At 41.9% G+C, this 22,850-nt stretch carries 27 protein-coding genes and 2 pseudogenes; 15 read left to right on the top strand and 14 right to left on the bottom strand.

Annotation, left to right across the window (positions count from 1 at the left end; translation table 11 throughout):
• The 4 genes from H6G92_RS34035 to H6G92_RS40600 all read left to right on the top strand — a co-directional run.
• Positions 1-2,099, top strand: a 2,099-nt coding sequence (locus H6G92_RS34035) for a plasmid replication protein, CyRepA1 family (protein WP_313890035.1), incomplete at its 5' end; no start/stop codon positions are given.
• 231 nt (positions 2,100-2,330) lie between these two features.
• Positions 2,331-3,443: a dihydroorotase gene (gene pyrC / locus H6G92_RS34030; protein WP_199345090.1), complete on the top strand. Its 1,113-nt coding sequence runs from the start codon at positions 2,331-2,333 to the stop codon at positions 3,441-3,443.
• 36 nt (positions 3,444-3,479) lie between these two features.
• Positions 3,480-3,614 (top strand): hypothetical protein, encoded by a 135-nt coding sequence (locus tag H6G92_RS40605; protein WP_277926821.1) that lies wholly within the window; start codon positions 3,480-3,482, stop codon positions 3,612-3,614.
• Positions 3,611-3,742, top strand: a complete 132-nt coding sequence (locus tag H6G92_RS40600; RefSeq protein ID WP_277926820.1) for a hypothetical protein — start codon at positions 3,611-3,613, stop codon at positions 3,740-3,742. Before H6G92_RS40605 ends, H6G92_RS40600 begins: the two co-directional genes overlap by 4 nt.
• Before the next feature lie 221 nt (positions 3,743-3,963).
• On the opposite strand, the gene H6G92_RS34025 is transcribed toward H6G92_RS40600, so the two are convergent.
• On the bottom strand, positions 3,964-4,161 hold the full coding sequence (locus H6G92_RS34025) for an NblA/ycf18 family protein (RefSeq protein ID WP_163939743.1): 198 nt from the start codon (positions 4,159-4,161) through the stop codon (positions 3,964-3,966).
• A 130-nt stretch (positions 4,162-4,291) separates the two neighbouring features.
• On the opposite strand from H6G92_RS34025, the gene H6G92_RS34020 reads away from it, so the two are divergent.
• Together H6G92_RS34020 and H6G92_RS34015 are read left to right on the top strand one after the other, a co-directional pair.
• Positions 4,292-4,546 (top strand): hypothetical protein, encoded by a 255-nt coding sequence (locus H6G92_RS34020; protein WP_190900701.1) that lies wholly within the window; start codon positions 4,292-4,294, stop codon positions 4,544-4,546.
• A gap of 33 nt (positions 4,547-4,579) precedes the next feature.
• Positions 4,580-4,762 (top strand): annotated as a pseudogene (locus H6G92_RS34015) (IS1096 element passenger TnpR family protein); the annotation flags it as partial.
• A gap of 116 nt (positions 4,763-4,878) precedes the next feature.
• On the opposite strand, the gene H6G92_RS34010 reads toward H6G92_RS34015, so the two are convergent.
• Both H6G92_RS34010 and H6G92_RS34005 read right to left on the bottom strand, forming a co-directional pair.
• On the bottom strand, positions 4,879-5,691 hold the full coding sequence (locus H6G92_RS34010) for an alpha/beta fold hydrolase (protein ID WP_313890036.1): 813 nt from the start codon (positions 5,689-5,691) through the stop codon (positions 4,879-4,881).
• Between the two features lie 279 nt (positions 5,692-5,970).
• On the bottom strand, positions 5,971-9,540 hold the full coding sequence (locus H6G92_RS34005) for an NB-ARC domain-containing protein (protein WP_190900697.1): 3,570 nt from the start codon (positions 9,538-9,540) through the stop codon (positions 5,971-5,973).
• A gap of 162 nt (positions 9,541-9,702) precedes the next feature.
• On the opposite strand from H6G92_RS34005, the gene psbA reads away from it, so the two are divergent.
• Positions 9,703-10,785, top strand: a complete 1,083-nt coding sequence (psbA, locus tag H6G92_RS34000; protein ID WP_190900695.1) for a photosystem II q(b) protein — start codon at positions 9,703-9,705, stop codon at positions 10,783-10,785.
• A gap of 71 nt (positions 10,786-10,856) precedes the next feature.
• Here psbA and H6G92_RS40950 read toward each other — a convergent pair whose 3' ends face one another.
• Both H6G92_RS40950 and H6G92_RS33990 read right to left on the bottom strand, forming a co-directional pair.
• Positions 10,857-11,201, bottom strand: a complete 345-nt coding sequence (locus H6G92_RS40950; protein ID WP_190900693.1) for a hypothetical protein — start codon at positions 11,199-11,201, stop codon at positions 10,857-10,859.
• Positions 11,202-11,659: 458 nt separating this feature from the next.
• Positions 11,660-11,734: pseudogene (locus H6G92_RS33990) on the bottom strand (NblA/ycf18 family protein); the annotation flags it as partial.
• Positions 11,735-11,960: 226 nt separating this feature from the next.
• On the opposite strand from H6G92_RS33990, the gene H6G92_RS33985 reads away from it, so the two are divergent.
• Positions 11,961-12,173, top strand: coding sequence for a hypothetical protein (locus H6G92_RS33985; protein WP_190900691.1), 213 nt, complete (start codon positions 11,961-11,963; stop codon positions 12,171-12,173).
• 160 nt (positions 12,174-12,333) lie between these two features.
• Here the strand turns inward: H6G92_RS33985 and H6G92_RS38975 are convergent, their stop codons facing one another.
• Together H6G92_RS38975 and H6G92_RS33975 are read right to left on the bottom strand one after the other, a co-directional pair.
• Positions 12,334-12,570 (bottom strand): hypothetical protein, encoded by a 237-nt coding sequence (locus H6G92_RS38975; protein ID WP_199345088.1) that lies wholly within the window; start codon positions 12,568-12,570, stop codon positions 12,334-12,336.
• 23 nt (positions 12,571-12,593) lie between these two features.
• Complete coding sequence (locus tag H6G92_RS33975) at positions 12,594-12,869, bottom strand: hypothetical protein (RefSeq protein WP_206758849.1); 276 nt, start codon at positions 12,867-12,869, stop codon at positions 12,594-12,596.
• A gap of 87 nt (positions 12,870-12,956) precedes the next feature.
• Here H6G92_RS33975 and H6G92_RS33970 point away from each other — a divergent pair, with 87 nt between their 5' ends.
• Positions 12,957-13,463 (top strand): DUF1993 domain-containing protein, encoded by a 507-nt coding sequence (locus H6G92_RS33970; RefSeq protein WP_190900687.1) that lies wholly within the window; start codon positions 12,957-12,959, stop codon positions 13,461-13,463.
• 218 nt (positions 13,464-13,681) lie between these two features.
• On the opposite strand, the gene H6G92_RS33965 is transcribed toward H6G92_RS33970, so the two are convergent.
• On the bottom strand, positions 13,682-15,109 hold the full coding sequence (locus H6G92_RS33965) for an alpha-amylase family glycosyl hydrolase (protein WP_199345087.1): 1,428 nt from the start codon (positions 15,107-15,109) through the stop codon (positions 13,682-13,684).
• Positions 15,110-15,186: 77 nt separating this feature from the next.
• Between H6G92_RS33965 and H6G92_RS33960 the strand changes: the two genes are divergently transcribed.
• The 3 genes from H6G92_RS33960 (at position 15,187) to H6G92_RS39910 (ending at position 16,420) form a co-directional block, all read left to right on the top strand.
• A complete protein-coding gene (locus tag H6G92_RS33960) occupies positions 15,187-15,366 on the top strand; it encodes a hypothetical protein (protein WP_190900685.1) in 180 nt (59 codons plus the stop codon).
• Positions 15,367-15,430: 64 nt separating this feature from the next.
• Positions 15,431-15,565 (top strand): hypothetical protein, encoded by a 135-nt coding sequence (locus tag H6G92_RS40595; RefSeq protein ID WP_277926819.1) that lies wholly within the window; start codon positions 15,431-15,433, stop codon positions 15,563-15,565.
• 252 nt (positions 15,566-15,817) lie between these two features.
• Positions 15,818-16,420, top strand: a complete 603-nt coding sequence (locus H6G92_RS39910) for a hypothetical protein (protein ID WP_242059424.1) — start codon at positions 15,818-15,820, stop codon at positions 16,418-16,420.
• 109 nt (positions 16,421-16,529) lie between these two features.
• Here the strand turns inward: H6G92_RS39910 and H6G92_RS33950 are convergent, their stop codons facing one another.
• Positions 16,530-17,288 (bottom strand): hypothetical protein, encoded by a 759-nt coding sequence (locus H6G92_RS33950; protein WP_190900683.1) that lies wholly within the window; start codon positions 17,286-17,288, stop codon positions 16,530-16,532.
• A 127-nt stretch (positions 17,289-17,415) separates the two neighbouring features.
• Here H6G92_RS33950 and H6G92_RS40590 point away from each other — a divergent pair, with 127 nt between their 5' ends.
• Positions 17,416-17,541, top strand: a complete 126-nt coding sequence (locus tag H6G92_RS40590; protein WP_277926817.1) for a hypothetical protein — start codon at positions 17,416-17,418, stop codon at positions 17,539-17,541.
• Positions 17,542-17,970: 429 nt separating this feature from the next.
• Positions 17,971-18,201, top strand: coding sequence for a hypothetical protein (locus H6G92_RS33945; protein ID WP_190900681.1), 231 nt, complete (start codon positions 17,971-17,973; stop codon positions 18,199-18,201).
• Between the two features lie 65 nt (positions 18,202-18,266).
• Here H6G92_RS33945 and H6G92_RS33940 read toward each other — a convergent pair whose 3' ends face one another.
• A complete protein-coding gene (locus H6G92_RS33940; RefSeq protein ID WP_190900679.1) occupies positions 18,267-18,551 on the bottom strand; it encodes a hypothetical protein in 285 nt (94 codons plus the stop codon).
• A gap of 114 nt (positions 18,552-18,665) precedes the next feature.
• On the opposite strand from H6G92_RS33940, the gene H6G92_RS33935 reads away from it, so the two are divergent.
• Entirely contained in the window at positions 18,666-18,806 is a 141-nt protein-coding gene (locus H6G92_RS33935; RefSeq protein WP_190900677.1) for a hypothetical protein, read from the top strand.
• Between the two features lie 325 nt (positions 18,807-19,131).
• Here the strand turns inward: H6G92_RS33935 and H6G92_RS38970 are convergent, their stop codons facing one another.
• The 4 genes from H6G92_RS38970 to H6G92_RS33915 form a co-directional block, all read right to left on the bottom strand.
• On the bottom strand, positions 19,132-19,689 hold the full coding sequence (locus tag H6G92_RS38970) for a transposase (protein ID WP_199345086.1): 558 nt from the start codon (positions 19,687-19,689) through the stop codon (positions 19,132-19,134).
• Positions 19,690-20,015: 326 nt separating this feature from the next.
• Positions 20,016-20,630 (bottom strand): hypothetical protein, encoded by a 615-nt coding sequence (locus tag H6G92_RS33925; protein ID WP_190900675.1) that lies wholly within the window; start codon positions 20,628-20,630, stop codon positions 20,016-20,018.
• 15 nt (positions 20,631-20,645) lie between these two features.
• A complete protein-coding gene (locus H6G92_RS33920) occupies positions 20,646-20,987 on the bottom strand; it encodes a hypothetical protein (protein ID WP_190900673.1) in 342 nt (113 codons plus the stop codon).
• Between the two features lie 94 nt (positions 20,988-21,081).
• Positions 21,082-22,791, bottom strand: a complete 1,710-nt coding sequence (locus H6G92_RS33915; protein WP_190900671.1) for a hypothetical protein — start codon at positions 22,789-22,791, stop codon at positions 21,082-21,084.
• Between the last annotated feature and the right edge of the window lie 59 nt (positions 22,792-22,850).

The raw sequence follows: 22,850 nt of genomic DNA, 5'->3' as shown, positions 1-22,850 counted from the left end.
ATGTTACTGAAGTCCGCACGAATGAAACAGGCACATTGTTGGGATATGGGGTCTGTGTTGATTCATTGCATCAAGAGAGTCAGGCGCGATTCAACCCCAATGACTGGTCAAATGATGTCATTATTATCGACGAATGCGACCAAGTATTCTGGCATTTGCTCAACTCTGGTACGGAAGTGCAAAAACGGCGTGTGTCCGTTCTCAAAAACCTTAAACAACTGGTACAGAATGTTTTGGGCAGCAGTCAGGGAAAGATTTATCTATCAAGCGCCGATGTTTCCGATACTGATGTGAAGTATGTTTTATCACTCGCTGGGGAATATCGAGTTAATCCATTCGTCATTGTAAACAACTATCGGCACATAGCCGGAAACTGTTATAACTACTCTGGCACTAACCCTAAAAATCTCATCGCCGCACTCGACAAAGCTATTACCAAAGGGGGGCATCATCTATTGTGCTGTTCTGCTCAAAAGGCAAAATCCAAATGGGGGACGCAAGCCTTAGAAGAACGTTTTCGTCGCAAATTTCCACATTTACGGATTCTGCGAATTGACAGCGAATCTGTTGCTGATCCTTCTCATGCGGCTTTCGGTTGTATCGCTCACCTGAACGAAATTCTCACCCAGTATGATTTAGTTATCGCCTCCCCAAGTTTAGAAACTGGGGTATCCATCGATATTCGAGGACACTTTGATGCTGTTTGGGGGATTTTTCAAGGAGTGCAGCCTGTTAACTCCGTGCGGCAGATGTTGGCACGAGTTAGGGAGACAGTTGACCGTCACATTTGGGTGAGAGAGTGGGGGATGTCGGTTGTGGGCAATGGTTCCACAACGATAGGAGGATTGCTCAGAAGTCAACACGTCGCAACACAAGCGAACATTGCGCTGTTGTCGGCGGCGGACAATGACGATTACAGCTTTGTTGATCAGGATTTTCAGCCCGAATCTTTGCAGACTTGGGGTAAGCGTGGTTCTGTGATTAACGTAGAGATGCGGCGCTATCGGGAGTCTGTGCTTGCGGGTTTGGTTGAGGATGGGTACACCGTTATTGATGCCGACGATGCTAATGACGATGAGGGTGGGGCTGTAATCGAGTCGGTTAAAGCCGCGTCTGTTGAATTGTATACTGCTGAGTGTCAGGTGATCGCGCAAGCTGATGAACTTTCCCAAACTGAACTCAAAAAACTGCAAGACAAACGGGCGAAAACAAAAACCGAAAGACATCAGCAACGCAAGGCGAAATTATCCCGTCGCTACGAAATTGACGTAACCCCTGAGCTTGTGGAGAAAGATGATGATGGCTGGTATCCTCAACTGCGGATGCACTACTATTTGACACTGGGGCGGGAATTTCTGACCAACCGTGATGCCAAACGAGCTGCATCGCAGTTAGAAGCTGGGGAGAATTCTATTTGGAAACCTGACTTTAACAAGGGGCAAATGTTGCCGGCTGTACTGTTGTTAGAAGAACTGAATCTGTTGCAGTTGCTTACGCCTGGGGAACGGTTACGCTCTTCTGACGAGAAGATGCTGGAGTTTAAAGCGGTGGCTGTAAAGCATCGGCACGTTATCAAGAATTACTTGAATGTCAGTATCTCGGAAAAACACACACCGATAGCGATCGCTCAGAAGTTACTTGCCAAAATTGATTTGAAGTTGGATTATGTTGGTCGATTGGGTAAGCGTGAAAATCGGGAGTGCGTTTATCAATTCGTTGCCCCTGATGATCAGCGTGATTCGATTTTTGGACAGTGGTTAAATCGAGATGAATTATTTCAAAATGAGTTGGTGTCAGTCACTAATAATATAAGTACAACTACACCAGTCATTGACACCCAATCCCAGGATATTCCCCAAACATTCACGCCAGTGGAAAGTCCGACTTTCCAAGGATGGAGGGGTCTGAAGCTGAAACTGCGCCAAGGACTCGACAGCGCAGGTCAATTCTACCAGCAGCTTGTCTCCACAATAGGCTCGGCTGTGGGCGTTGCTGATGGGGAGCCTGACTGGAACGCTTATCTGGGGCAGTGGCAGGTCTGGGTTAACTTTACTGACGGGTGTAGGTCTGTGGTCTGTGATTGGCTATGCGCTGTGTAGGTCAAAGTAGTTCACTGTTCCTTCAATTCCGTTCCTGTGAGTCGGTTATGCGAGCAGTTTCCCAGTTTGGAGCAAATAATCTCTATTGCCTTGCTGGTTTCTGCCTCCTGAATACCCTACCTAAAAAGCGTTATCTCGTCGTCGATTTGGTTTTTGTTTTTTGGCTAATTTATTTTTGGACATTTCCACACTATAAGTGTTTTTTTCAAGCGAACGATTCAGTCACTTCTAATGTTTTTTATTTTAATCCCATACCAGATCTGGATGATCGCCCCTATTCTCATGAAGCCCTTGTTGCCGTTTTATAATGAAAAGATGCAAAAGCTTACCATCACCCGACCTGACGATTGGCATCTGCATCTGCGCGACGGTGCAGCACTGAAAGCGGTTCTGCCCTACACAGTGCGTCAGTTTGCCCGCGCGATCATCATGCCGAACTTGAAGCCCCCTATCCGCTCAGTGGCAGATGCGGCTTGCTATCGCGATCGCATCCTCGCCGCCATTCCAGAAGGCCAACAGTTTGAGCCATTGATGACGCTCTACCTCACCGACAACACCAGCCCCGACGACATTCTCCAGGCGAAAGAATCTCAGTTTATCAAAGCGGTCAAGTACTACCCAGCCGGTGCAACGACCAACTCAGACTCCGGTGTGACGGATATTCAAAAGGGTGATCGCGTCTTTGAAGCGATGCAGCAGGTGGACATGCCGTTATTACTGCACGGGGAAGTGACCGATAACGATGTTGATACGTTCGATCGCGAGAAGGTGTTTATCGAGCGACATTTAATCCCTCTCAAGCAGCGATTTCCCAACCTGCGGGTGGTGCTTGAGCATATCACCACCTCGGATGCGGTGCAGTATGTCCTGTCTGCCAACACCATCGCAGCAACAATTACGCCACAACATTTGTTGTTTAACCGTAATGCCCTGTTCAAAGGCGGCCTTTGCCCCCATTTTTATTGCCTGCCCATTTTGAAACGGGAGGAGCATCGTCAGGTTTTGTTGCAAGCGGCAACATCGGGCAATCCGAAGTTTTTTCTAGGTACTGATAGCGCTCCCCATACCCGCACCAGCAAAGAAAGTTCCTGTGGCTGCGCGGGATGCTTTTCGGCTCTGCACGCCCTTGAGTTGTATGCCGAAGCATTTGAAAGCGTGAAAGCCCTGGATAAACTGGAGGCGTTCGCTAGCTTCTATGGCCCAGATTTTTATCAACTGCCGCGTAATACCGAGCGAATTACCTTGTCCAAAACGACTTGGCGCATTCCTGATGAAGTTCCATTTATGGAATCTGGGCTTGTACCTTTGGGGGCGGGGCAGGAAATGACATGGCAAATGGTATGACATTCGCATTGTGCATCAGCCGTTGTGGAATCTGACATGGTACAAGAGCTACTCAGTACGCTGACGAGTGATGAAAGGTGGGGGGTGATGGTTGAGTTTGAGGAGGCTTACCCCAATGGATTTGCTCAACTGGTGGACAGAGCGCCTGATTGGGTGGAGTGGATGGCGTGAATCATCTGTTGATTGCCGTGTTTGGCAGACAATTTTTTGTTACTCAACGGTCAATACAATGTAAACTCTGTAACCCACAGCGTACACCCGATCTCAGCCCCAGCGATCGCCGTTTCTACGTCAATTGAAACAAGTTTATTTAATTTTGAGAGATTAATCAAAGATTAATGACATATTAAGTTGAAAAACGGTTCTTCAAAAGTAATTAACACATATCCTTTGACATTTCGCAAACACTCACCCTGGTGGAAAGTGCTGTTATTCAAGGTTGGAAGGGACTGAAGCTGAAAATGCACCTTGGACTAAACAGTGTTGGCTCTTTCTACAGTTGACGGGAGCAAGGTTTGTTTTAACCCAAGATTGAACCTGAACCAACTTCCCACTGATGTTTGAGCAATTCTTGGTAAGTCGTTTCCCTTATCATCATCTGCTTATACAGCATCTGCAAAAATTCTTGAGCTTGTTCACGGGACATCTGCTGCACTTGATCAGAAAAAGTTCTCAGGCTAAATTCTTGTTCTAAAGATAATTCAATGGGTTGGTTCATAGCTTTTGAGTTTGCTAAATTAAGCAAATATTGTTTTATATAAATAAATGTTACGATAGCTTTACAAAAGTTGAAGGGGTGTAAACCGTACAGGCGTAGGTTAGAAATACCGTCTCTGCTGCTGAAAACCTTGATACAACTCCATTGTGGCAACCCAAGTAAAAACTTAAGCTCTCAATTTTCCTACTTTGAGGTTTTTAAAAGCATTTTTCGCCTCTGCCTACGGCGGGCGAAACAGCGCCATCGCTCTTGGAGGAGATGGGCAATACTTTGGGCAACGATTGATGAGCGTCGCGGCGTAATGCTGGAGTTTAAGGATCTTGACCGTGAGAAGTTTGCTCAACTGGTGACAGATGCGCCGCAGTGGACTGAGTGGATGGCTTGATTTACACCCAAGCCTACAGGAGATGTTTCTAGTACTTCAATTGCGTCTTTGGGCTTATCTATAGATGATGCTTTTGGTTACTGGTTCGATTTTGGTGATGATTGGTGGCATCAGATTGATATCATCAGCATTGCAGACACAGTTCCATCAGGCAAATATCCTAAAATTACTCAGCTAGTTGGGGCTAGTCCTCCGCAATATGCGGATTTTGAGTAGAAGAAAAAGCTTGCTAAGGATGGGCTATTTGATAAATCAGGATATCAAAGATTGAATTTGCCGCCGTACAACATAATTAGATAACTAGCCCACTTGTTTAATTTCGAGGATGATGGTTAAGTTTGAGGAGGTTTGTCCTGATGAGTTTGCTCAAGTTTACAAATAAAATCTAGTATGAATGATGTAAATTTCTCAGGATACCAGAGTCCCCATTCGTGAAATCCTTCTTCTACAACAACTAATTTAGAGCCGGGAATAATTGCCGCCATTTCTTGGGCATTACTTAATGACGTAGTTAGGTCTTTTTCTGACCATACTAGCAAACAAGGAGCTTGGATTTTTGGTAGTAGATGGCTGATATCTTCGTATAAAGAAATTAGCAATCCTTGAATGACATTTTTTGTATTAAATAACAAGTTATAGGAGAAAACCCAAGGAATATCAACTAATTTCAACCTGAGTCTTGGCAGAAACAGTTGAGCGGTCATTTCGATTGCCCTTCGCGGGATCATCTCCGGTATAGATGGCGTAGGAATTCCAGTACTATCTATCAGAATTACACTTCTGACTTTTTGTGGAACAAGTGTACATAAAGTAATAGCAATCCCGCCACCGAATGAGTGTCCTACTAGATGAAATTGTTGTAAATCTAAAGCTGACAAAAATGAAAGGAGAAATTTGCTATAGCTAACGTAATCAGGAATTAGACCAGAGTAACTCGATCTTGCAAAACTGGGCAAGTCAGGAGCAATTATAGTATGGTGCTGTGCTAGTAGTTCCAGCACTTCTTGATAAGGCTCAGTAGAGATTCCCCAGCCGTGTAGCAATAGGATAGGGGTTGAACTCGAATCCAACTTACTTTGCTGATAAAAAATAGTGCAATCCTGTAAATCGACCTGATGATTAGTTAATTGAGAGTTCAAAACCACAACCTCATTTACCATAACTCGGTAAATCATTTCTACTGTTATATAACAATAGCAAGCCCATAGGGTTGACGAAACTTTCTCAAGGCTGATATAGGTGTGGCTTATATAAAATCGAATTCGGAATTAATAAACTTAAACTAGTAGCACTTTCAAGAGAAAGAATCTGTTGCCTAATGAAAGAAGAATTGGTATTACTGATCGCGGGGAAATCGCCGCATCATCTTCTGCAATGCCACAGCCTAACCATCTGGCACATACACAACCTCGCCCGACATTTATTTAAGAACCTTCTGTTATAGCTCCTAGTGCCAAAAGTGATGATCGCACAGATTCCGTCAAACCGATGACCCCTGTAATATTCATGCCTTCATAAGGTCTAGGAGTTCTGAGAATTTTCAGACATTCACCTGTTTCGACATTCCATAAGCGGATGGTCTGGTCTTCACTGCTGCTAGCAAGAATTGGACTTTTAACCGGAGAATGGATAAATGCGATCGCAAAAATCCATCGTGTGTGTCCAATCAATACTCTCAAGCACTTCCCAGTTTTCATATCCCAAATTCTCACGGTTTGGTCGGTTCCTCCACTTGCCAGCAGACAACCATCAAGACTGGCAGCACTGATCACAGCATCAGTATGTCCTTCCAAGGTTCTTAGACATTGGCAAGTCTTGAAATCCCAAATTTTGATGGTTGCATCTTGACTGCTACTGTGCAAGGTTTGCCCATCTGGACTAAATTTAGCGGACCACACGCCGTTTGTGTGCCCACGAAAAATTTTCAAGCATTCGCCTGTAGCAACATCCCAAGCTCGAATTAGGGAATCTGCACAGCAACTAATTAGCATCTTGCCATCAGGACTATAAACAAGTGATGAGACAATATTAGTGTGATTACATAACACACCCAGGCAAACACCTGTCTTGACATCCCAAATCCGTACCTGCTTGTCGCTACCACTACTGGCTAAAGTTTGTCCATCAGGACTGTAGGTAACTGAAAGTAGCCAATTTCTATGACCCCGCAAGACTTGCAGGCATTCTCCTGTCTCTATGTCCCAAATTCTCACTGTTTCATCTGCACCGCCACTGGCAATGGTATTACCTTGGGGATGAAAAGCTACGGTTCGTACCCAATTAGTATGACCAGTAAAGGTTTTGATACACTTACCTGTATGAATATCCCATAATTTAACTGTTTGGTCTTCACCACTGGCTAAGACTTGCCTGCGGTCATTTTCATCAAGTGGAGAGGTCGCTAATGCCCACACACCACTACCATGTCCGCGAAAAGTTCGGAAACACTGTCCTGTAGGGATATCCCAGAACTTAACAGTTTGGTTATCATCACTGGCAATCAAGGTTTTTCCATCTGGAGTGAATGTCAGCGATCGCACTGTATGGGTGTGCCCTGACAAAGTTTTCACACATTCTCCAGTGTGAATGTCCCATAAGCGAATTGTTGTATCAGCACTGCCACTTGCTAGCGTTTGACCATCAACACTACAACCTACACACCAGACATGGCCTGTATGACCTTGGAGAGTTTGCAAACACTGCATTGCTTCTAAATCCCAAATCCTCACAGTGCCATCAGCGCTACCACTTACCAGCATTTTGTCATTGGCATTAAATGCTACAGACCACACAATACCCATGTGTGCTTGCAGTGTTCTCTGGCACTCACCTGTATTGAGATGCCAAAGTTTGATAGTATGGTCGGCGCTACCACTTGCTAAAGTTTTACCATCTTTACTCAGAGCGATCGCCCAGATCCAATCTGTGTGTCCTTCAAGACTTTTCAGACATTCCCCTGTCTGAATATCCCATAATTTAACCGTTTGATCCATACCACCACTGGCAAGAACTGAATAGTTTTCTTGCCGAGCCTGGGCTACAGACCAAACAAAGCCTGTGTGCATCCTGAATACTTGTAGGCATCGACCTGTGAGATCCCATTGTTTAACAGTTTGGTCATCACTGCCACTAAATAAGGTTTGTCCATCGGCACTAAATACAATAGAACGCACCCAACCTGTGTGTGCTTCCCAGGTTAAGCATTGCTGTCCATCTGTTGTTTGCCATAGGGAAATTTGACCAAGGGTATCCCCGATTGCCAGAAGATTGCCATTTGGACTAACTGCTAGTGTAAAGGTATAGCTGAGATTTGCTGTAAAAGTAGATTTCGTTAAATCTGAGTAGGCGAAATTGGTTTGGTGTAAATTCACACCTTTTAAATCAGCTTGCCAAATCGTCAAACTAGAAAAGTTGCGATCGCTTAAATCCATTTGCAGCTGATGAAGTAAATTAATCGTGTTTCCGCCCACATAACCAGCATCCATTGATTTTTTGCCGCGAAGTGATGCCAGAATTGTCATCAGTTGAGCTTCAATCCGATTTGCACTTCCGAACAAAGAAAGTAACTTTTTAATTACAGGGTTGAGGATTAAGTAAAGTTGAATTTCTTTGATATAGTCTTTCGCCGTCGCTTTCATCAGTGCATGGCTTTTGAAAAGAGAAATGTTTTGAGTTTCAACTTCAACACAAACCTGTTGAATGAAAAGACTAGTAATGTACTCCATCAACACAGGCTGTAGCGTGAATAAAGCACTACCTTTCTCAATGAAGCTTCGCCTTTCTAAAGCTGACAACGCTTCTAAAAGTTGAGAAGACGCAATTAAGGATAATAAATCATCCTGTATTTCGGCAAAACTTACAGGTTCCCGGTTGATTGCCAACCAATACATAACTGATTTTTCTAACCCTGATAAACGTTGAAACTGTTGTTCTAGCAAATCTTGAATATCGCCGAAGACAACAGTGCCTTGAGCAAGAAAGTTAGAAATATTGCTATCAAATAAATCCCGGATGGTCGTTGCTACAATCTTCAGTGCCAGTGGATTACCTGCATAGGATTGAATTAAAGTTTGCCATTCATCAATCGCTCCAATAAAGCTACCTTTACAGCTAAAAATTGCTTGCCCCTCAGCGATTGATAAACCAGATAATTGCATAGTTCTAACAGACAACTTTTCCCCCTCAAGTACCGCCACCTCTTTAGGCTTTTCTCGACTCGTCAGCACTAAACAACTTTGGTGGCGAAACTCACCAATTCGCTTAAAAAGCTCACCATACCCTTCGTAACCAGAGCGATATTGACCTGTTCGACCCTCATTACTGGTTAAGATTGTCTCCGCATTATCGAGAATAAGCAGACAGCGATGTTTTTGGAGATAGGCAAGCAGTCGAGAAATGCGATCGCTGACAGATTCGGGTAAATCTCCCTGCTGTTGGTGAGAGAGAACTAGAATCAAGCTAGTGAGTAATGCTTCAATAGTGGGGGCATTATAAAGCGATCGCCAAATAACATACTCAAAGTTTTCCTGAAGTTTCTCACTCAACTTCACAGATAAAGAAGTTTTACCAATTCCCCCAATGCCCAATAGTGCCACTAACCGACAACGGTCTTGATTAATCCACTGCTCTAAGGTGGCAATTTCTTGGAAACGTCCGTAAAAAATCGAAACGTCGAGCGCTTCACCCCAGTCTTGATAAGTTTTGATGGGATTATCAGGCTTGATTTCTCCAGTATTCTTCTGACGATAACACCATCTTCTCAAAGACGAATGGAGGTTATCTTTAGTAACTTTCTCACCCATTGCCTTGGAGAGCATTTTCCAGAGTCGAAAGCCAACAATTTTGATGTAGTCGGCATCATAACCAAACTTTTCAGCAATCTCTGGATACGTTTTCTGTTCCCATGACTGTCGAAAAATAATTTCCTGCAAGTCATTTAAAGGTGTTTTTCCCAGAATTATTTCAACAATGGCTAAGGCTTCTTCGACAGTCATTTACCCAGAGGTTGCTTACTAAAGTTAACTTCAACTTGTAACTTTGAATAACTATTAGTTACTGCAAATATTTAGCAACTTTTTTAAGATGCTATCAGTTGTTGATTCCCAACGAACAACAACTTTAAATCATCAACAAAATCCTTGAAATTATTCTAAACTATGACTATTACCTTACAAAAACGCTTTAGCGCCAATGTCTGGGAGCGCTTCTGTGAGTGGATCACCAGCACTGATAATCGTCTATACATCGGTTGGTTCGGTGTCCTGATGATTCCCACCCTGCTAACAGCTACCACTTGCTTCATCATCGCCTTTATTGCTGCACCCCCCGTAGATATCGATGGTATCCGTGAGCCTGTTGCTGGTTCTTTAATTTATGGCAACAATATTATCTCTGGTGCGGTTGTTCCTTCTTCAAATGCGATCGGCTTACACTTATACCCGATTTGGGAAGCAGCTTCTTTAGATGAGTGGCTTTACAACGGTGGGCCCTACCAGCTAGTAATCTTCCACTTCTTAATTGGTTGCGCTTGCTACATGGGACGACAATGGGAGTTGAGCTACCGCTTGGGAATGCGTCCCTGGATCTGTGTAGCTTATAGCGCTCCTCTGGCTTCTGCGACTGCTGTCTTCTTAATTTATCCCATTGGTCAAGGCTCTTTCTCTGATGGTATGCCTTTGGGTATTTCTGGAACCTTCAACTTTATGTTGGTGTTCCAAGCTGAACACAATATCCTAATGCATCCATTCCATCAGTTAGGTGTCATTGGTGTGTTTGGTGGTGCTTTAATTTCTGCGATGCACGGTTCTTTGGTGACTTCTACCTTAGTTCGTGAAACTAGCGAAACCGAATCTGCAAACTACGGCTATAAGTTCGGTCAAGAACAAGAAACCTACAACATCGTTGCGGCTCATGGCTATCTGGGACGGCTCTTTTGGCAATATGTCAGCTTCCAAAACTCCCGATGGCTGCACTTTGTCTTAGCAGCTTTACCTGTGATTGGTATCTGGTTTACTGCTTTGGGTATCAGCACGATGGCATTTAACTTGAACGGATTCAACTTCAACCAGTCTGTCATTGACTCCCAAGGGCGCGTAATTAACACTTGGGCAGATGTAATTAACCGTGCCAATTTGGGTATGGAAGTAATGCATGAGCGTAATGCTCACAACTTCCCTCTAGATTTGGCTGCGGATGAAGCAGCACCAGTAGCTTTCAATGCCCCTGTTATCCAGGGCTAAGGTTTAACTGTCATTTTTTATAAGTGCTTACCTCGGCTTACTTTGTTGAAGCCGGGTTTTTTAACGTCTCCCTATCTGGGAAAGAGACTTTGAGACTTTGAAATTATCTCTCCTTCTCCATCAGTGATATCAACCGGCATTTGACGCACTCTACAATACGGCTGTCGCACTGGAGTTGTGGGAATATCAAGCTGTTTACCTTGTTGACTGAAGATGGGTACACCATTATCGATGCTGACGATGATGAGAGTGGGGCAGTTATCGAGTCGGTTAAGGCGGCATCTGTTGAATTGTATGCTGCTGAATGTGAAGCGTAGGCGTAGCCCGCCGTAGGCATCGCGGATTCTGATGAACTCTCCCCAACTGAACTGAAAAAACTGCAAGACAAACGGGCGAAAACGAAAACCGAACGACATCAGCAGCGTAAAGCCGAATTATCCTGTCGCTACGAAATTGATGTAACCCCTGATTTGGTCGAGAAAGATGACGACGGTTGGTATCCCCAACTGCGGATGCACTATTATTTGACACTGGGGCGAGAGTTTCTGACCAACCGTGATGCGAAACGAGCTAAGGCGCAGTTAGAGGCTGGGCAGAATTCGATTTGGAAACCAGATTTTAACAAGGGGCAGCTATTACCTGCTGTGTTGTTACTGGAAAGCCTGAATCTATTACAGTTTCTTACACCAAACGTTCAGTTGCGTGGAAGTGATGAGAAGATGCTGGAGTTTAAGGCACTGGCTGTAACGCATCGGTATGTTGTTATCAAGAATTACTTGAATGTCAGTATCTCGGAAAAACTGACCCCAGTAGCAATCGCTCAGAAGTTACTTGCCAAGATTGATTTGAAATTGGCTTACGTTGGTCGATTGGGCATTTGCTGCACAAGATCCGCAAAAGTTCTAAGGCTAAATTCTTGTTCTAAAGATAATTCAATGGGTTGGTTCATAGCTTTTATTTGAGTTTGCTAAGTTAAGCAAATATTGTTTTATATAAATAAATGTTACGATATCTTTACAAAAGATGAAGAGGTGTAAACCGTACAGGCGTAGGTTAGAAATACCGTCTCTGCTGCTGAAAACCTTGATACAACTCCATTGTGGCAACCCAAGTAAAAACTTAAGTTCTAAAGTTTCTTACTAAGAGGTTTTTAAAAGCATTTTTAGCCTCTGCTTATGGCTGGCGATCGCAAGAGAGCGGGCGAAACAGCGCCATCGCTGTTGGAGAAGATGGGCAATACTTTGGGCAAGAGTGGTGAGTGTCGCGGCGTGATGCTGGAGTTTGAGGATGCTTACCCCCAAAAGTTTGCTCAATTGGTGACAAATGCCCCACAGTGGACTGAATGGATGGATGGCGTGAGAAAGTTGGGCACAGAAAGCGATCGCTAAAAGGTCAGTTCCTCCCAAGTAAAAAGAACTAACTCTTATCCAGCATCCAGGGATTATTAACTATGGCGGGTGTCTATGAGCCTCACTAAAATTCTAGTCGCACACCAACGTCAGGTAGCATATCGAGAGTTCATATCGGTACATAGTGTAAACATTCTATTTAGGCATTTTCTACGACGGTTCCTTGGTGATACACAATCTTCCAACCCTGCGGTGTCTGTCGCCAGATAGTTGAGCGTAGGGTAATGCGAGTACCCTGAATCAGAGTATAGGTTACAAGGTAGTAGTCTGCCAAGGAAACAATGCAAAGGTGGTTAGCAGAGGGGCAGAGGGGCAGAGGGGAAAGAACTTGGTATTTGCCTCTCCTCTGCTCCCCTGCTCCTCTGCCGACCTCCACAAGCGCAATTTTGGGTTGGCGAACTAGTAGTTTTCGGCGGCAATCTCAAGGCAATGGAAGTCACGAGTCTGCCATGTGTCTTCCTCTGGGCTGGCATAACGTTTCTCCATCTCATCCAACACATACTGCCGACTGTAACGCCGACCCGACGCACCCACTTCCCAAAATGTACTTTCCGTCATCTGCTCAAAGTCAGCACGTGTCCTCCCCAACTCTGGACGATGAAAAATCGGTTCCCGTTGTATAAGTTCGTTCAAAACATTTAGTATCTTTGGATCTGTGACTAAATTCGCTTCCATATTCTTTGACACAATATCACAGTCAATACCCCCTAATATTAGATGGGGCGGCTCAAAGTCCTTTGAACTTTTTCTGGAGAAATCTCAATGACCATTTCAATGTACCAAGCTTTAATACCCGTGTCTATTCGCACACTGAATAACCTTATAAACATTCTTGAAAAAGGTGCTGCTTATGCTGAAACAAAAAAAATAGATCCTTCTGTGTTGATCAATAGTCGTCTCTCCCCAGATATGTTTCCATTCTCAAAACAAGTGCAAATTGCCTCTGATATAGTCAATAGAGGTGCTGCACGGTTAGCAGGAATAGAACCACCTAAATTCGAGGACAATGAAACTACTTTTCCTCAACTTATTGACCGCATTCAAAAAACTATTTCTCATTTAAATACGTTTAAACCTGAGCAAATTGACGGTTCAGAAGATAGAGAAATTACCTTGCAGATGCGTGACAAAACTCTCTCTTTTCAAGGAATGCCATTTCTCCTATATTTTGTTTTACCAAATCTTTATTTCCATGTCACAACAGCCTATGACATTCTTAGGCATTGCGGTGTCGAACTTGGCAAAGGAGACTTTCTTGGTCAGCCTTAATCAGAGCAATATCTAACTTCATCATTGCTATTCGGTATTGCATGAAATTCTCTACTCTCTTTGAGGGCGTTTGAAAAGTATGTTTTGTATCAAAAGTAACGTCCCCAAGCCTGAGCAACGAAAAATTAGGATTCTTCCTTTTACTTGGTGACGCTCAGAATAGCGAACTATAGATATTTTGAGCTTTTCAAACATCCTCTTAAAGATGGAGGAAGCGTCTATACTTGACATTGATTAAAAGGTTCTCGAATAAAATAGAGTGCATCGCGTTTTTTAACTTCCATACCGCCTCTATTCCAACTGACCCAATGAGTTATAAATTTTTTTCCTTGCTCTCGATGTTCAACAGCAACAGTAAAGTTATTACGGAGTTCCCGATAACATCCATCCAAATTTGTTAAGGTCAAATCCAGTACTGGGATATTAAATTTATTCTCCCCTTTATTGACAACAAAAAATCCTTCACTGCCTCGCTCCATTAGCAATACAGTCGGGCTATCAACGCCTGTTAAAATATTTTCTTTGATATTTTTTCCCTGATTTCCTCGTTGATGCATAATCTGACGGAATTTTACACCATGTTTGATAAAAGAAGAATCTCTATTATCCCAGTTCAGTATTAAAGGAGTACCACTTTCTCTCGCCAGGACATAGGCTGTTGCTAAAAAAGAATCAGAAGGATCGCTATAGGGGTTAATGGCATTGGAATTAATCTCGCGGATAGTATCGTGGTTTCTGCCAAAGGTAATGCTATGCAAATCGTTTATGCCTGTGGAAATTCGCAGCGAACGCAAATCCCCACCGAAGCTAAAGGCATTTTTAATTGAATTGTAGAGAGCAAAATCTGTGACAGCAGCAATCCAGTTATAATCTTCTGCACTGGTGTCTCTATCTGTAATTACCTCAACATAATTCCATGCTTTCCCTTGACTTTGTTCCTTTACATAGCTGATATACTCTTTGACAACATCTACTGGCAGATGCTTGGCAGCATCAAACCGAAATCCATCAATTCCTAAATTTAGCAATTTTTTTAAATGAGCTTTTTGAATTTTTTTAACGTTATTGGTAAATCTCAGATCAGGAAGCCCACCTAACCAACAATTAATTTCTGAATCTCTGTTGCCATCACTATAATTAATGCTACAAGATTTTTGACCTGGATGGTTTGAGTCGGAATTAAAATCACTTATAAAAAGACCTGGAAATTTCGTTAAATCTTCAAACTCATCATTGCCATCTAAATTCGCCATGTGATTGAAAACAACATCAGCAATCACTTTGACATTACAACTGTGAGCTTGACTAATAAGCTTTTTTAAATTGAACAGTGAACCTCTACCTTCAATAATGCTGTAGTCTACAGGTTGATAGCGTGCCCACCATTCTGGAGCCGGATTAGATTTTTGAACTGGAGAAATTTGAATGTGAGAATATCCTTGCTTCCCTATTTTACATACAAACTTTTCAAGCTCACTGTACTGCTGATCAAATGCATGAAAAATTGCAATAGGTTTTTCTGCTGCTAATGTCTTAATCGGGTAAACGCAAATTGTGCAGATTGCAACTGTACAGATAAAAATAGTTTTCATCAAATACATTATTGTCAAGCTATCTCGTGTTTTACTAGATATTCTTGCAGACATGATTTATTATCCTTAAATAATGGTATTTTCACGCTTCATTTTAATGCTATGAACAGTTACGTGTTCATACTTATGGCATGAGCGTTACCCCTGAACTGGTTGAGCAAGATGACGGGGGTAAGTTGATTAAGAAAATTGTCGCACTTGAAGCAATATTGTCCGCACCCCTTGAAATGGTCGCTGATGATCGGGGGCGAGAATTTGTGACACAGCCGACTGTTGTTGTGGAACACGATAGGGGCAAAGGGAGCGATTAGCTAATCTGCACAGACTCGAGTAACCATTCTACCGCGTGGTTTATGCGTCATCGGCTGGGACTGGATGAATCTGATGGCTGGGGTTGAAATTAAAGGCGACGAGGCGATGATTCAGGCTTTGGCTGAGTTCTCTAAGCGCAACGCATCTCACGTTAAAGGTATAGTTAACGACTTCTGTCCGATTCAATTGCAAAGCTGACACGGGCTTTTTGATTCTTCGTAATGTTAAACAGTCGAAATCAGCGATCGCTTATTTGGCCGTTTTTTTTGGACATACCCCCAATCTTAGCAGCACCAGGCGAAATGATTACTGATGTTTTTGAGTAAGAATTTGTCCCACCGCCTGCTTTTGTTTCAATAATAATATAGAATTACAAACACAAGTCGCTGACACATAAGATATTCCTCAAGCATCATCTCAAGCGTCAAAATAGAAGGATTTTAAATAAACATGGCAACTGAAAAATATTTTAATCTAAATCACGGATGTGTCCTCAACTCTTCAAATAAAAAGATAGTTGTCAATTTAGCCACAGGTGCAATCTTAAGCTTAATAACTCAAGAATTAAAAACTCGCTACTCTCCTGATACTCAAAAACTTGCATTAGAAGGGAGTTCAAAGCTCTTACCTGATTATGTATTTCAAGAATTACTACAACGACATCAGCAGATGGTGAATGTTAACCCTGATAGTTTAATTGTGGTTAATTGTGAAATCAAAAAACCAGACCTTGATGAGTTTGGATTTGAGTTAAATGTCGAAGTATATTTTGTAGTTGGAGATGAAAAAGGTCAAAATCATTTTCGTGCTAATCGGATAGTTCTTTGGTCAGATATTTGGGGCGATGAAGAACAACTTTTCGATTTAGAAGATGAGTTAGGTGAGCAGTTCTGGACACATTATCAAATCCAGTTGCTCTTTGATGAAAAAAATCAGCAACCAATCGAGCTAGAAATATCACAAACAGATGATTGTGCAGCAAGATTACAATTTTACCCATCTTTTCAAAGGTTTTTACCATCCATAGTTCCCTTTACTGATAATGACTTTTAAAATCCGCCATTAAACCAAAAGTTGCCCAGCATTTATGGCAGTATCATCTCGATAGTCATGAAAAACAGCTTTTCTATTTCTGATTTTACAATTTGATGGAGAATTGAGTTTATTCTTCTTCCTCTTCCTCATAATCCTCATCTTCCTCCTCATCCTCATAATCTGCATAATCTGCATAATCTTTCCCGTGTTTCTCGTACCATAAACGTTCTTCCTCTTGAGCCGCCTCTCGCTGTATCCTTTTCCGTTCTGCCATCTCTGCTTCTAGGCGTTCTTGCGCTAATTTCTCCTTCTCAATTCTTTCTTTCAAAAGCCTTTCCCGCTCTTGGGTTTCTTGGTCTACCCTCTCCTTCTCAATTCTGATTAATCGCTGCTCGATTCGCCAACAGTAGAAATCCAAAGCCTTGCCCGTCGCGGCTCCGGTAACTGTACCACCCACTAGAAAGATGAGTCCGGTTCTCCAGCCTTCAATCGGGCCACCACTCCACTGCAAACTTTTTTGATTAAACCATACCAATACAGAGAAGACAAAAATTCCAACTACTGTATTGATCAGAGCGAAAATTCTAGGTGTGATCTCAGTCTGTCGCAGTATTAGCAACTGTCCTAGCCAGAGTATTGCACCAAAGATGACAGCCGCGATCGCGCTCATAACCAAATGATCTGGATATCTGAACGGATCTAGCGTCATGTTAATGATCAATGGCGTAAATATCAGCGCACAGAGCAAAAAGCCAATTAATAAGCCAGCAACACTTATCAGGCTCCAGTAACGGCCCAGATAACCAAGGCGGAATTCCAATATCCACTCTTGTACTGGGAGCATTGTGACGTAAAATGCCATTGCTGCACTGACGTAATCGAGCATTAGCAGAAGTTTTACCCATGTGTTGCTTTGTATTCTACACAAGTTTCTGTACGATTCCTCAAGCGCCCACGCCCAGGCAATCGCTTTGCGAGAAAGAGAGCGAAAATTATTGAACTGATACATCCAAATGAATCCGAAACAATTAGAAGACTTCATTTTTGAAGCTGTCTCTAACGCGATTCAAAGAGTTTGGACAAGTGAAGAAAAAGAGTTTATTCAGAACGATTCAGAGCTACAAAATAAACTTGAGTAATGGCTAATTGAAGAAGAATTCAGCTATTCTGAATTCAGGAGTCAGAATCAATCAGTGGGGGATTCAGACCCGCCACGCTCATTGTTGCACCACTAAATCTTCTCTTTCAGAGACGCAAGCGCGAACGATTTAGTGGGGGTGCAAAAAACGCCCTTGATTCATCCGCTAGTCGCACAAAATTCATGTCTGTTTTCTGGCGACTGACGCATGTATTCTGTTTTGATAAAACATTTAAGTGATACTTGTTGGCATCCAGAAAACTGTAGAATAGTCCGAGACTTAAGCACCCCTTCAAGCTTCAGTCAACCCATGAATTTCTTTGAAGATATTCCTTTTTGAAACTTCTTGTATGCGTCTGGCACTTGATTACGAGGCTGGTAACGCTTCGCGTAACTTTTGTGAACATTACAAAAATTTTGGAGAAATACAATGGATATTCAATCAACACTTACCCAAGCTATTGAAGTTATTGTGATGAGCTTTGTTGCTCTGTTGATTTTCGATTTTATCGATGGACTTTATGTTGTGCCATTACCAGCTATTGCAATTGCACAATCCAATACCAGTTCCAAATCCACAGTAACAGCAACTCAAGTTGAACCACTATCTAACACCGAACAACCAGAAGTCGAACCTCAACAAATTCCCTTCGTTACATAACAGTTTGAGGAAATTTCTGACCCCTGGACATTAGAGCTAGAGTCTCACAACAGTTCTACCGAAATTCAACCAGTTATACTCCCGTTCCCCTCGCTAAGGCTGCTACCACCAGCAATAGGAGTACAACCAAAAGCTAGGGCAACCAGGAAATCCACCACAACCAAGAAATCTAGCAAACCTACCAACAAAGCCGCGACTCGTCGTTCTGACTCTGGCAAGAAGTCTGTGGCATAATCCACAGCTTGGTTTATCAGAAAGAGTGATGGCTGCGCCAACGCCTGCCGTAGGATGCCCAAAGGGCTGTAGGGCGAACGCACGAATTGGGCTGCGTTCGCCCTTGGCGCAGGCATCGCTTCTGTGTAGAAAAAATAAATTCCAATTCGCAATCAATAAAGCTCAATTTGCATTGGCGTGACAACAAGGGCTACGCCAATTTTTTGTGAAAATCAACACTATATACAGTCATGGTTAATGCAATCCAAGGCTCACTGTTTGATGTACAGACAGTTTTGGACTACGGGCAGTCTATTGTCAGCGCCGGACATGAACTTGCCAAATATTTATTCAACAACCATACAATAACGAATGGCACTAAGAAAAGCTGAAACGCATGTGTATTAAGCAGTTTGCAGATGCTTTCGTAATTCGTTCCGGGGTTTGGTCATTAAGGGATAAGCTTTCGGGCGACGTTTACGGACTCGTGGTTCGTTTTCGTTTCTAGCAGGACGGTCAGGAACAGCCTTGTGAGCGATAACTTTTAGTAAAATACGATAAATTTTAAGACGTTTTGTTGAAGTTGCGGCTAATAATTCGGGAATAAAGTTATTTAAATGATGGCGAGTACCTTGCTTTTGATTTGCGTAACGGAGGAGTAGTGTAACTAGTACCTGCCGACCACATCAAACCGCGAAGTAGATTGTAAGCAAGCATTTAAACGTAAATTTCTTTACGTACCATTGAGGGAGTTTTACAACGCAAAATATCCATCCCCAGAGTAGTTTTAAGATGTCTTAAATCTAGTTCAACGTCCCAACGTTGACCATAAAGCCCAACAATATCTAGAGTAGAATAAGCTGTTGTATCTGAGAGAGTAGTAATTAAGCTAACTCGTTCAGTGCGAAAGCCAGGAACAACAATATAATATATCTCTCGTACAGTTATAGTTGAGGGTAAAGCATTAAATTTATCTTTACTCAATCCCTGCGAACATTTTTTAGGTTTATGCCAAGTTACTAACTTGTCACTTGATCCAATTATTTTACCTTTTCGCATCGTGGATTTTCGGGCTTGGTGTTTACTAAAAACTGTATCACAATTTCTATTTTTAATAGAAACCAAATCAGCATAAGCGTAAAATGCTCTATCCCCTAAAAGAATATCCAATGGATTAAGAAACTGATATAATTTTCTAGCTAATTTAATATCATGCGTGTTCAGAATATCTATGCATAGTGCTTCTTCGGCTCCAGTAGCTAAACTGAATATCACACTGATTTTCGCAATTGGGAATCCACGTCAGGCAGTAGCTTTACTTTGTAGACACTTTCTACAAAGTAAAGCTACTGATTTTATGAACGTGAGATGCAAGCGGAAAACAAGATCCAATGGTAGCGAGCTACGACTAGCCACCATATAAACCTGGAAGCCCAATTTGGGAAGAAGTTTCAGAAAAAAATGTGAGATTTGACGAGCGCAGTAGAAGCAAGAAAATGTACCTCAAGTCCTTGCCCATCGCTGTGCCTAACTCAATAGACTATTATATATTTGATCCGCTTGAAAACGTGGGATTCTCCCGCCATAATAAACTTTCCAAACTAAGCTAAAGCAGGTTGAGTTCCAGGCTCTTCTTTAGTACCAGCTATTTCTGCCAACAGCGTAGCACCCTCTGCATTCTTCAATAACACACGAATCCCGTGAACAGGATAATAGATTTCAGGCTGTGTTTTAATAGTTTCATGAATAAGCCCAAAGTCAGCTAAATTCAAAAAGTCATTAATAACATTCAAAATTCTGTAAGCAGATACTTTGTCACGGTTGACAGTCATGCTAATGATATAAAAAATGCCTGCTACTACATATAGGATAGGGAGACAATATTTTGATACGCCATAGCTTACTTTATCCTTAACACCTTCTTGTTTAAGAAGTAAGTAAACCACAAAACTCAAAGTTATGAGATGGATAGTAACAAAGCCAAATATCAACCACTTTGAAAATTTACTTAGCTTTATATACTTGTCATACTGATACATGTAAGTTGTCGCTAGTGAAATAACACTAATTCCTGAGCTTATTGTTTCAATGATGCCAGCATCTGGAATTGCAGGATCTGCTATTTCTATCGTTTTTTTAGGGAGGAGAAACCAAGAATTCACAATTGTCGTAGTTGCACTCACATACCCATTTATTTTGAAGGATGTATTACTCATCTCACTATTTCCCCTTTAAACAGTTAACTTAAAAATTGACTTGCCAGCGTCAACATATTTTTGCCTTTCATTGTCATCTTGGAATGGAGCTTCTCCTTCTCCTATCTTGTAGAGTACTGTCATCGGAATAGCGATAAGCAAACAAATTAAATCGTTTATGCTTAAATCGTCTCCAGCTACTTTTTTATATAAGTAGGAGAAGAAAGGAATATCTATAGAAGTATTCAATATCTTTTCGACACTGCGTATGGCTACCTCCAAAATTTCAAAAATCAGGTCTATTATTTCCTGGGCAACTGCTATACCCAGTTCTAATAATGTCAATACTAAATACTCTAATAAGTCTCCAATTTTCATGTTCCCATGTATTACATCTATAAACTTGCTCGACAAATCTGAGAAAGCATCTGTAAACTGCTGACCTAAAACCTCGAAATGTTTGACGAGCTTTTCATTCAGAGGCTGATGAGAGTATTGCTATGGAACTAATCGGCACTGCTGAAGCTACCTGTTGCTGTGCTTTTGAGTTTGTGATGTAGGATTTTTTCGTCCCAATCCAATTAGCACGAGGATCGATTTTGTCGTTCTTGGTATTTGAAGCTTTTAACTCATTCAGGTTTTGATCGTTAAGCTGTTTGAAATCTATTTCCTTTTTAATATCCTCAATTCTCTCTTTTACCTCTTCAAAGTAGTCATAGGTCTTTTTCCTGATATTACCCAGTTCATCTGCTAGTCCAAGAATGATATTAGAAAGATACTGCTTCATCACTCGCTTAGTATGGAGAATATCTTCCCAGTTAAACAAAAAGGCAAGGTACTCAAACATGTCCTTAAAGAATACCTTGACTTTTTCCCAGATACACTCTAAAAAATGGAACACGTCAGAAACTACTTTTGACACCCACTCAAAAACTTCCTTGCCAATTTTGATAATAAACTTCACTCCATCTTTCGCTTTTTCGGTAATAAACTCAGTAACTTCCACAAACCCTTTTTTGATGGAATGCCAAATGTCTCCAAAGGCATTGCCAATATCTGAAGTAATACTGTGAGTTTTCATTTGTGCTGCTGCAACTACTGCCAACTGTACAGCATTAGGTGTTGCCAAATTTTGACTTCCATCTAATTGGTCTATATGTTCATAGGCTTTATTAGTTACACTGATAATCTGCTCTAAATCACTATCGCTAACAGAACTGTCAATTAAGAGTTTGCCGTTTGGTAATTTGGCATTTTTCAACGTGTCCTTATCGCCAAACTTAACCTTGATTTCCGTTTTTAGTTTATGCGCTGGATCTATCGTTACTTTGCTTAGAAGAAAGTCCGCTTCAATGTAAAGATGTGAAGCAGCAATGCTTTTGGTTGGATAGATTATATTGATATAATCGTCTTCTACCATCGCTTCATAGCTTTTTTGAGGACCTATAACTACTTTATTTCCACCGATATAAATCAGTAGATTGGCTTCAGAAGAAATACTTACTTTTTCTCCATGAAATGACAACATAGCACCATCAGATTTAAACTGAACATTTACTGTGAACGTTTCTACTTTTTTCAACTCTTCCAAGTTTTGCAGTACTACTGGATGCTCGTGCCAGCTAGTCGTTTCCTCATCTTGCCAAAAATGGATAAGAGCATGTGTATTTTCGTCGCTGCCAAGCAAGAATAGTTGATTAGTAAACGCATCGCCCTTTATGCTTGAAAATTCTTCGATAGCATCTTGCATTTGGAGCGGTGCCGTCCATTTCTCGGTATTTACTTGTTTAGCTGACTCATAGAATTTATTCGTTAGGTAATACAATCCTGATTTGCCGTTTACTTCACCAATTGTCCAGATTGCCGTTTCGTTGCTGTTGGAAGATACTTCTATTTTAGAAAAAACGACACCCCTACCGCTTTCAGATATCACCGATTTGGTAGGTTGGCTCTCCCCATCTTGCATTTTGAAAGCAAAAATACCATCCCCTGAAAGATAAAGTTGGTCGTTTCCACCTTGGTCATCTACCGTAGTAAACCCACATAGCTGATCACAGGGCTTGAATCGATGAAGTGTTACTTCTCTAAATTCTTCATCTGGAAAACTTTGGAAGCTGATTGACTGACAAAAGTCTGAGTACAAGAAATTGAAGCAGAGAAAAAAGGAGGCGCAGACTTCCATAACGAGTAATTTCGCCGTACTCTAGCTGGTGGCTAAACATAGATAGAGAAATAGATGGA

It is taken from the genome of Nostoc foliaceum FACHB-393, from assembly GCF_014698505.1.
Lineage (GTDB): Bacteria > Cyanobacteriota > Cyanobacteriia > Cyanobacteriales > Nostocaceae > Nostoc > Nostoc foliaceum_A.
Note: the sequence above shows the minus strand (reverse complement) of the source record. Positions and strands in the feature narration are given on the sequence as shown.

Coding starts and splice junctions, on each gene's coding strand:
- pyrC (WP_199345090.1), top strand. CDS start 2,331: ATGTTTTTTATTTTAATCCCATACCAGATCTGGATGATCGCCCCTATT.
- H6G92_RS40605 (WP_277926821.1), top strand. CDS start 3,480: ATGGTACAAGAGCTACTCAGTACGCTGACGAGTGATGAAAGGTGGGGG.
- H6G92_RS34025 (WP_163939743.1), bottom strand. CDS start 4,161: ATGAACCAACCCATTGAATTATCTTTAGAACAAGAATTTAGCCTGAGA.
- H6G92_RS34005 (WP_190900697.1), bottom strand. CDS start 9,540: ATGACTGTCGAAGAAGCCTTAGCCATTGTTGAAATAATTCTGGGAAAA.
- psbA (WP_190900695.1), top strand. CDS start 9,703: ATGACTATTACCTTACAAAAACGCTTTAGCGCCAATGTCTGGGAGCGC.
- H6G92_RS40950 (WP_190900693.1), bottom strand. CDS start 11,201: ATGTCGTTCGGTTTTCGTTTTCGCCCGTTTGTCTTGCAGTTTTTTCAG.
- H6G92_RS33985 (WP_190900691.1), top strand. CDS start 11,961: ATGGCTGGCGATCGCAAGAGAGCGGGCGAAACAGCGCCATCGCTGTTG.
- H6G92_RS33975 (WP_206758849.1), bottom strand. CDS start 12,869: ATGGAAGCGAATTTAGTCACAGATCCAAAGATACTAAATGTTTTGAAC.
- H6G92_RS33970 (WP_190900687.1), top strand. CDS start 12,957: ATGACCATTTCAATGTACCAAGCTTTAATACCCGTGTCTATTCGCACA.
- H6G92_RS33965 (WP_199345087.1), bottom strand. CDS start 15,109: ATGTCTGCAAGAATATCTAGTAAAACACGAGATAGCTTGACAATAATG.
- H6G92_RS33960 (WP_190900685.1), top strand. CDS start 15,187: ATGAGCGTTACCCCTGAACTGGTTGAGCAAGATGACGGGGGTAAGTTG.
- H6G92_RS40595 (WP_277926819.1), top strand. CDS start 15,431: ATGAATCTGATGGCTGGGGTTGAAATTAAAGGCGACGAGGCGATGATT.
- H6G92_RS39910 (WP_242059424.1), top strand. CDS start 15,818: ATGGCAACTGAAAAATATTTTAATCTAAATCACGGATGTGTCCTCAAC.
- H6G92_RS33950 (WP_190900683.1), bottom strand. CDS start 17,288: ATGCTCGATTACGTCAGTGCAGCAATGGCATTTTACGTCACAATGCTC.
- H6G92_RS40590 (WP_277926817.1), top strand. CDS start 17,416: ATGAATCCGAAACAATTAGAAGACTTCATTTTTGAAGCTGTCTCTAAC.
- H6G92_RS33945 (WP_190900681.1), top strand. CDS start 17,971: ATGGATATTCAATCAACACTTACCCAAGCTATTGAAGTTATTGTGATG.
- H6G92_RS33940 (WP_190900679.1), bottom strand. CDS start 18,551: ATGCCTGCGCCAAGGGCGAACGCAGCCCAATTCGTGCGTTCGCCCTAC.
- H6G92_RS33935 (WP_190900677.1), top strand. CDS start 18,666: ATGGTTAATGCAATCCAAGGCTCACTGTTTGATGTACAGACAGTTTTG.
- H6G92_RS33925 (WP_190900675.1), bottom strand. CDS start 20,630: ATGAGTAATACATCCTTCAAAATAAATGGGTATGTGAGTGCAACTACG.
- H6G92_RS33920 (WP_190900673.1), bottom strand. CDS start 20,987: ATGAAAATTGGAGACTTATTAGAGTATTTAGTATTGACATTATTAGAA.
- H6G92_RS33915 (WP_190900671.1), bottom strand. CDS start 22,791: ATGGAAGTCTGCGCCTCCTTTTTTCTCTGCTTCAATTTCTTGTACTCA.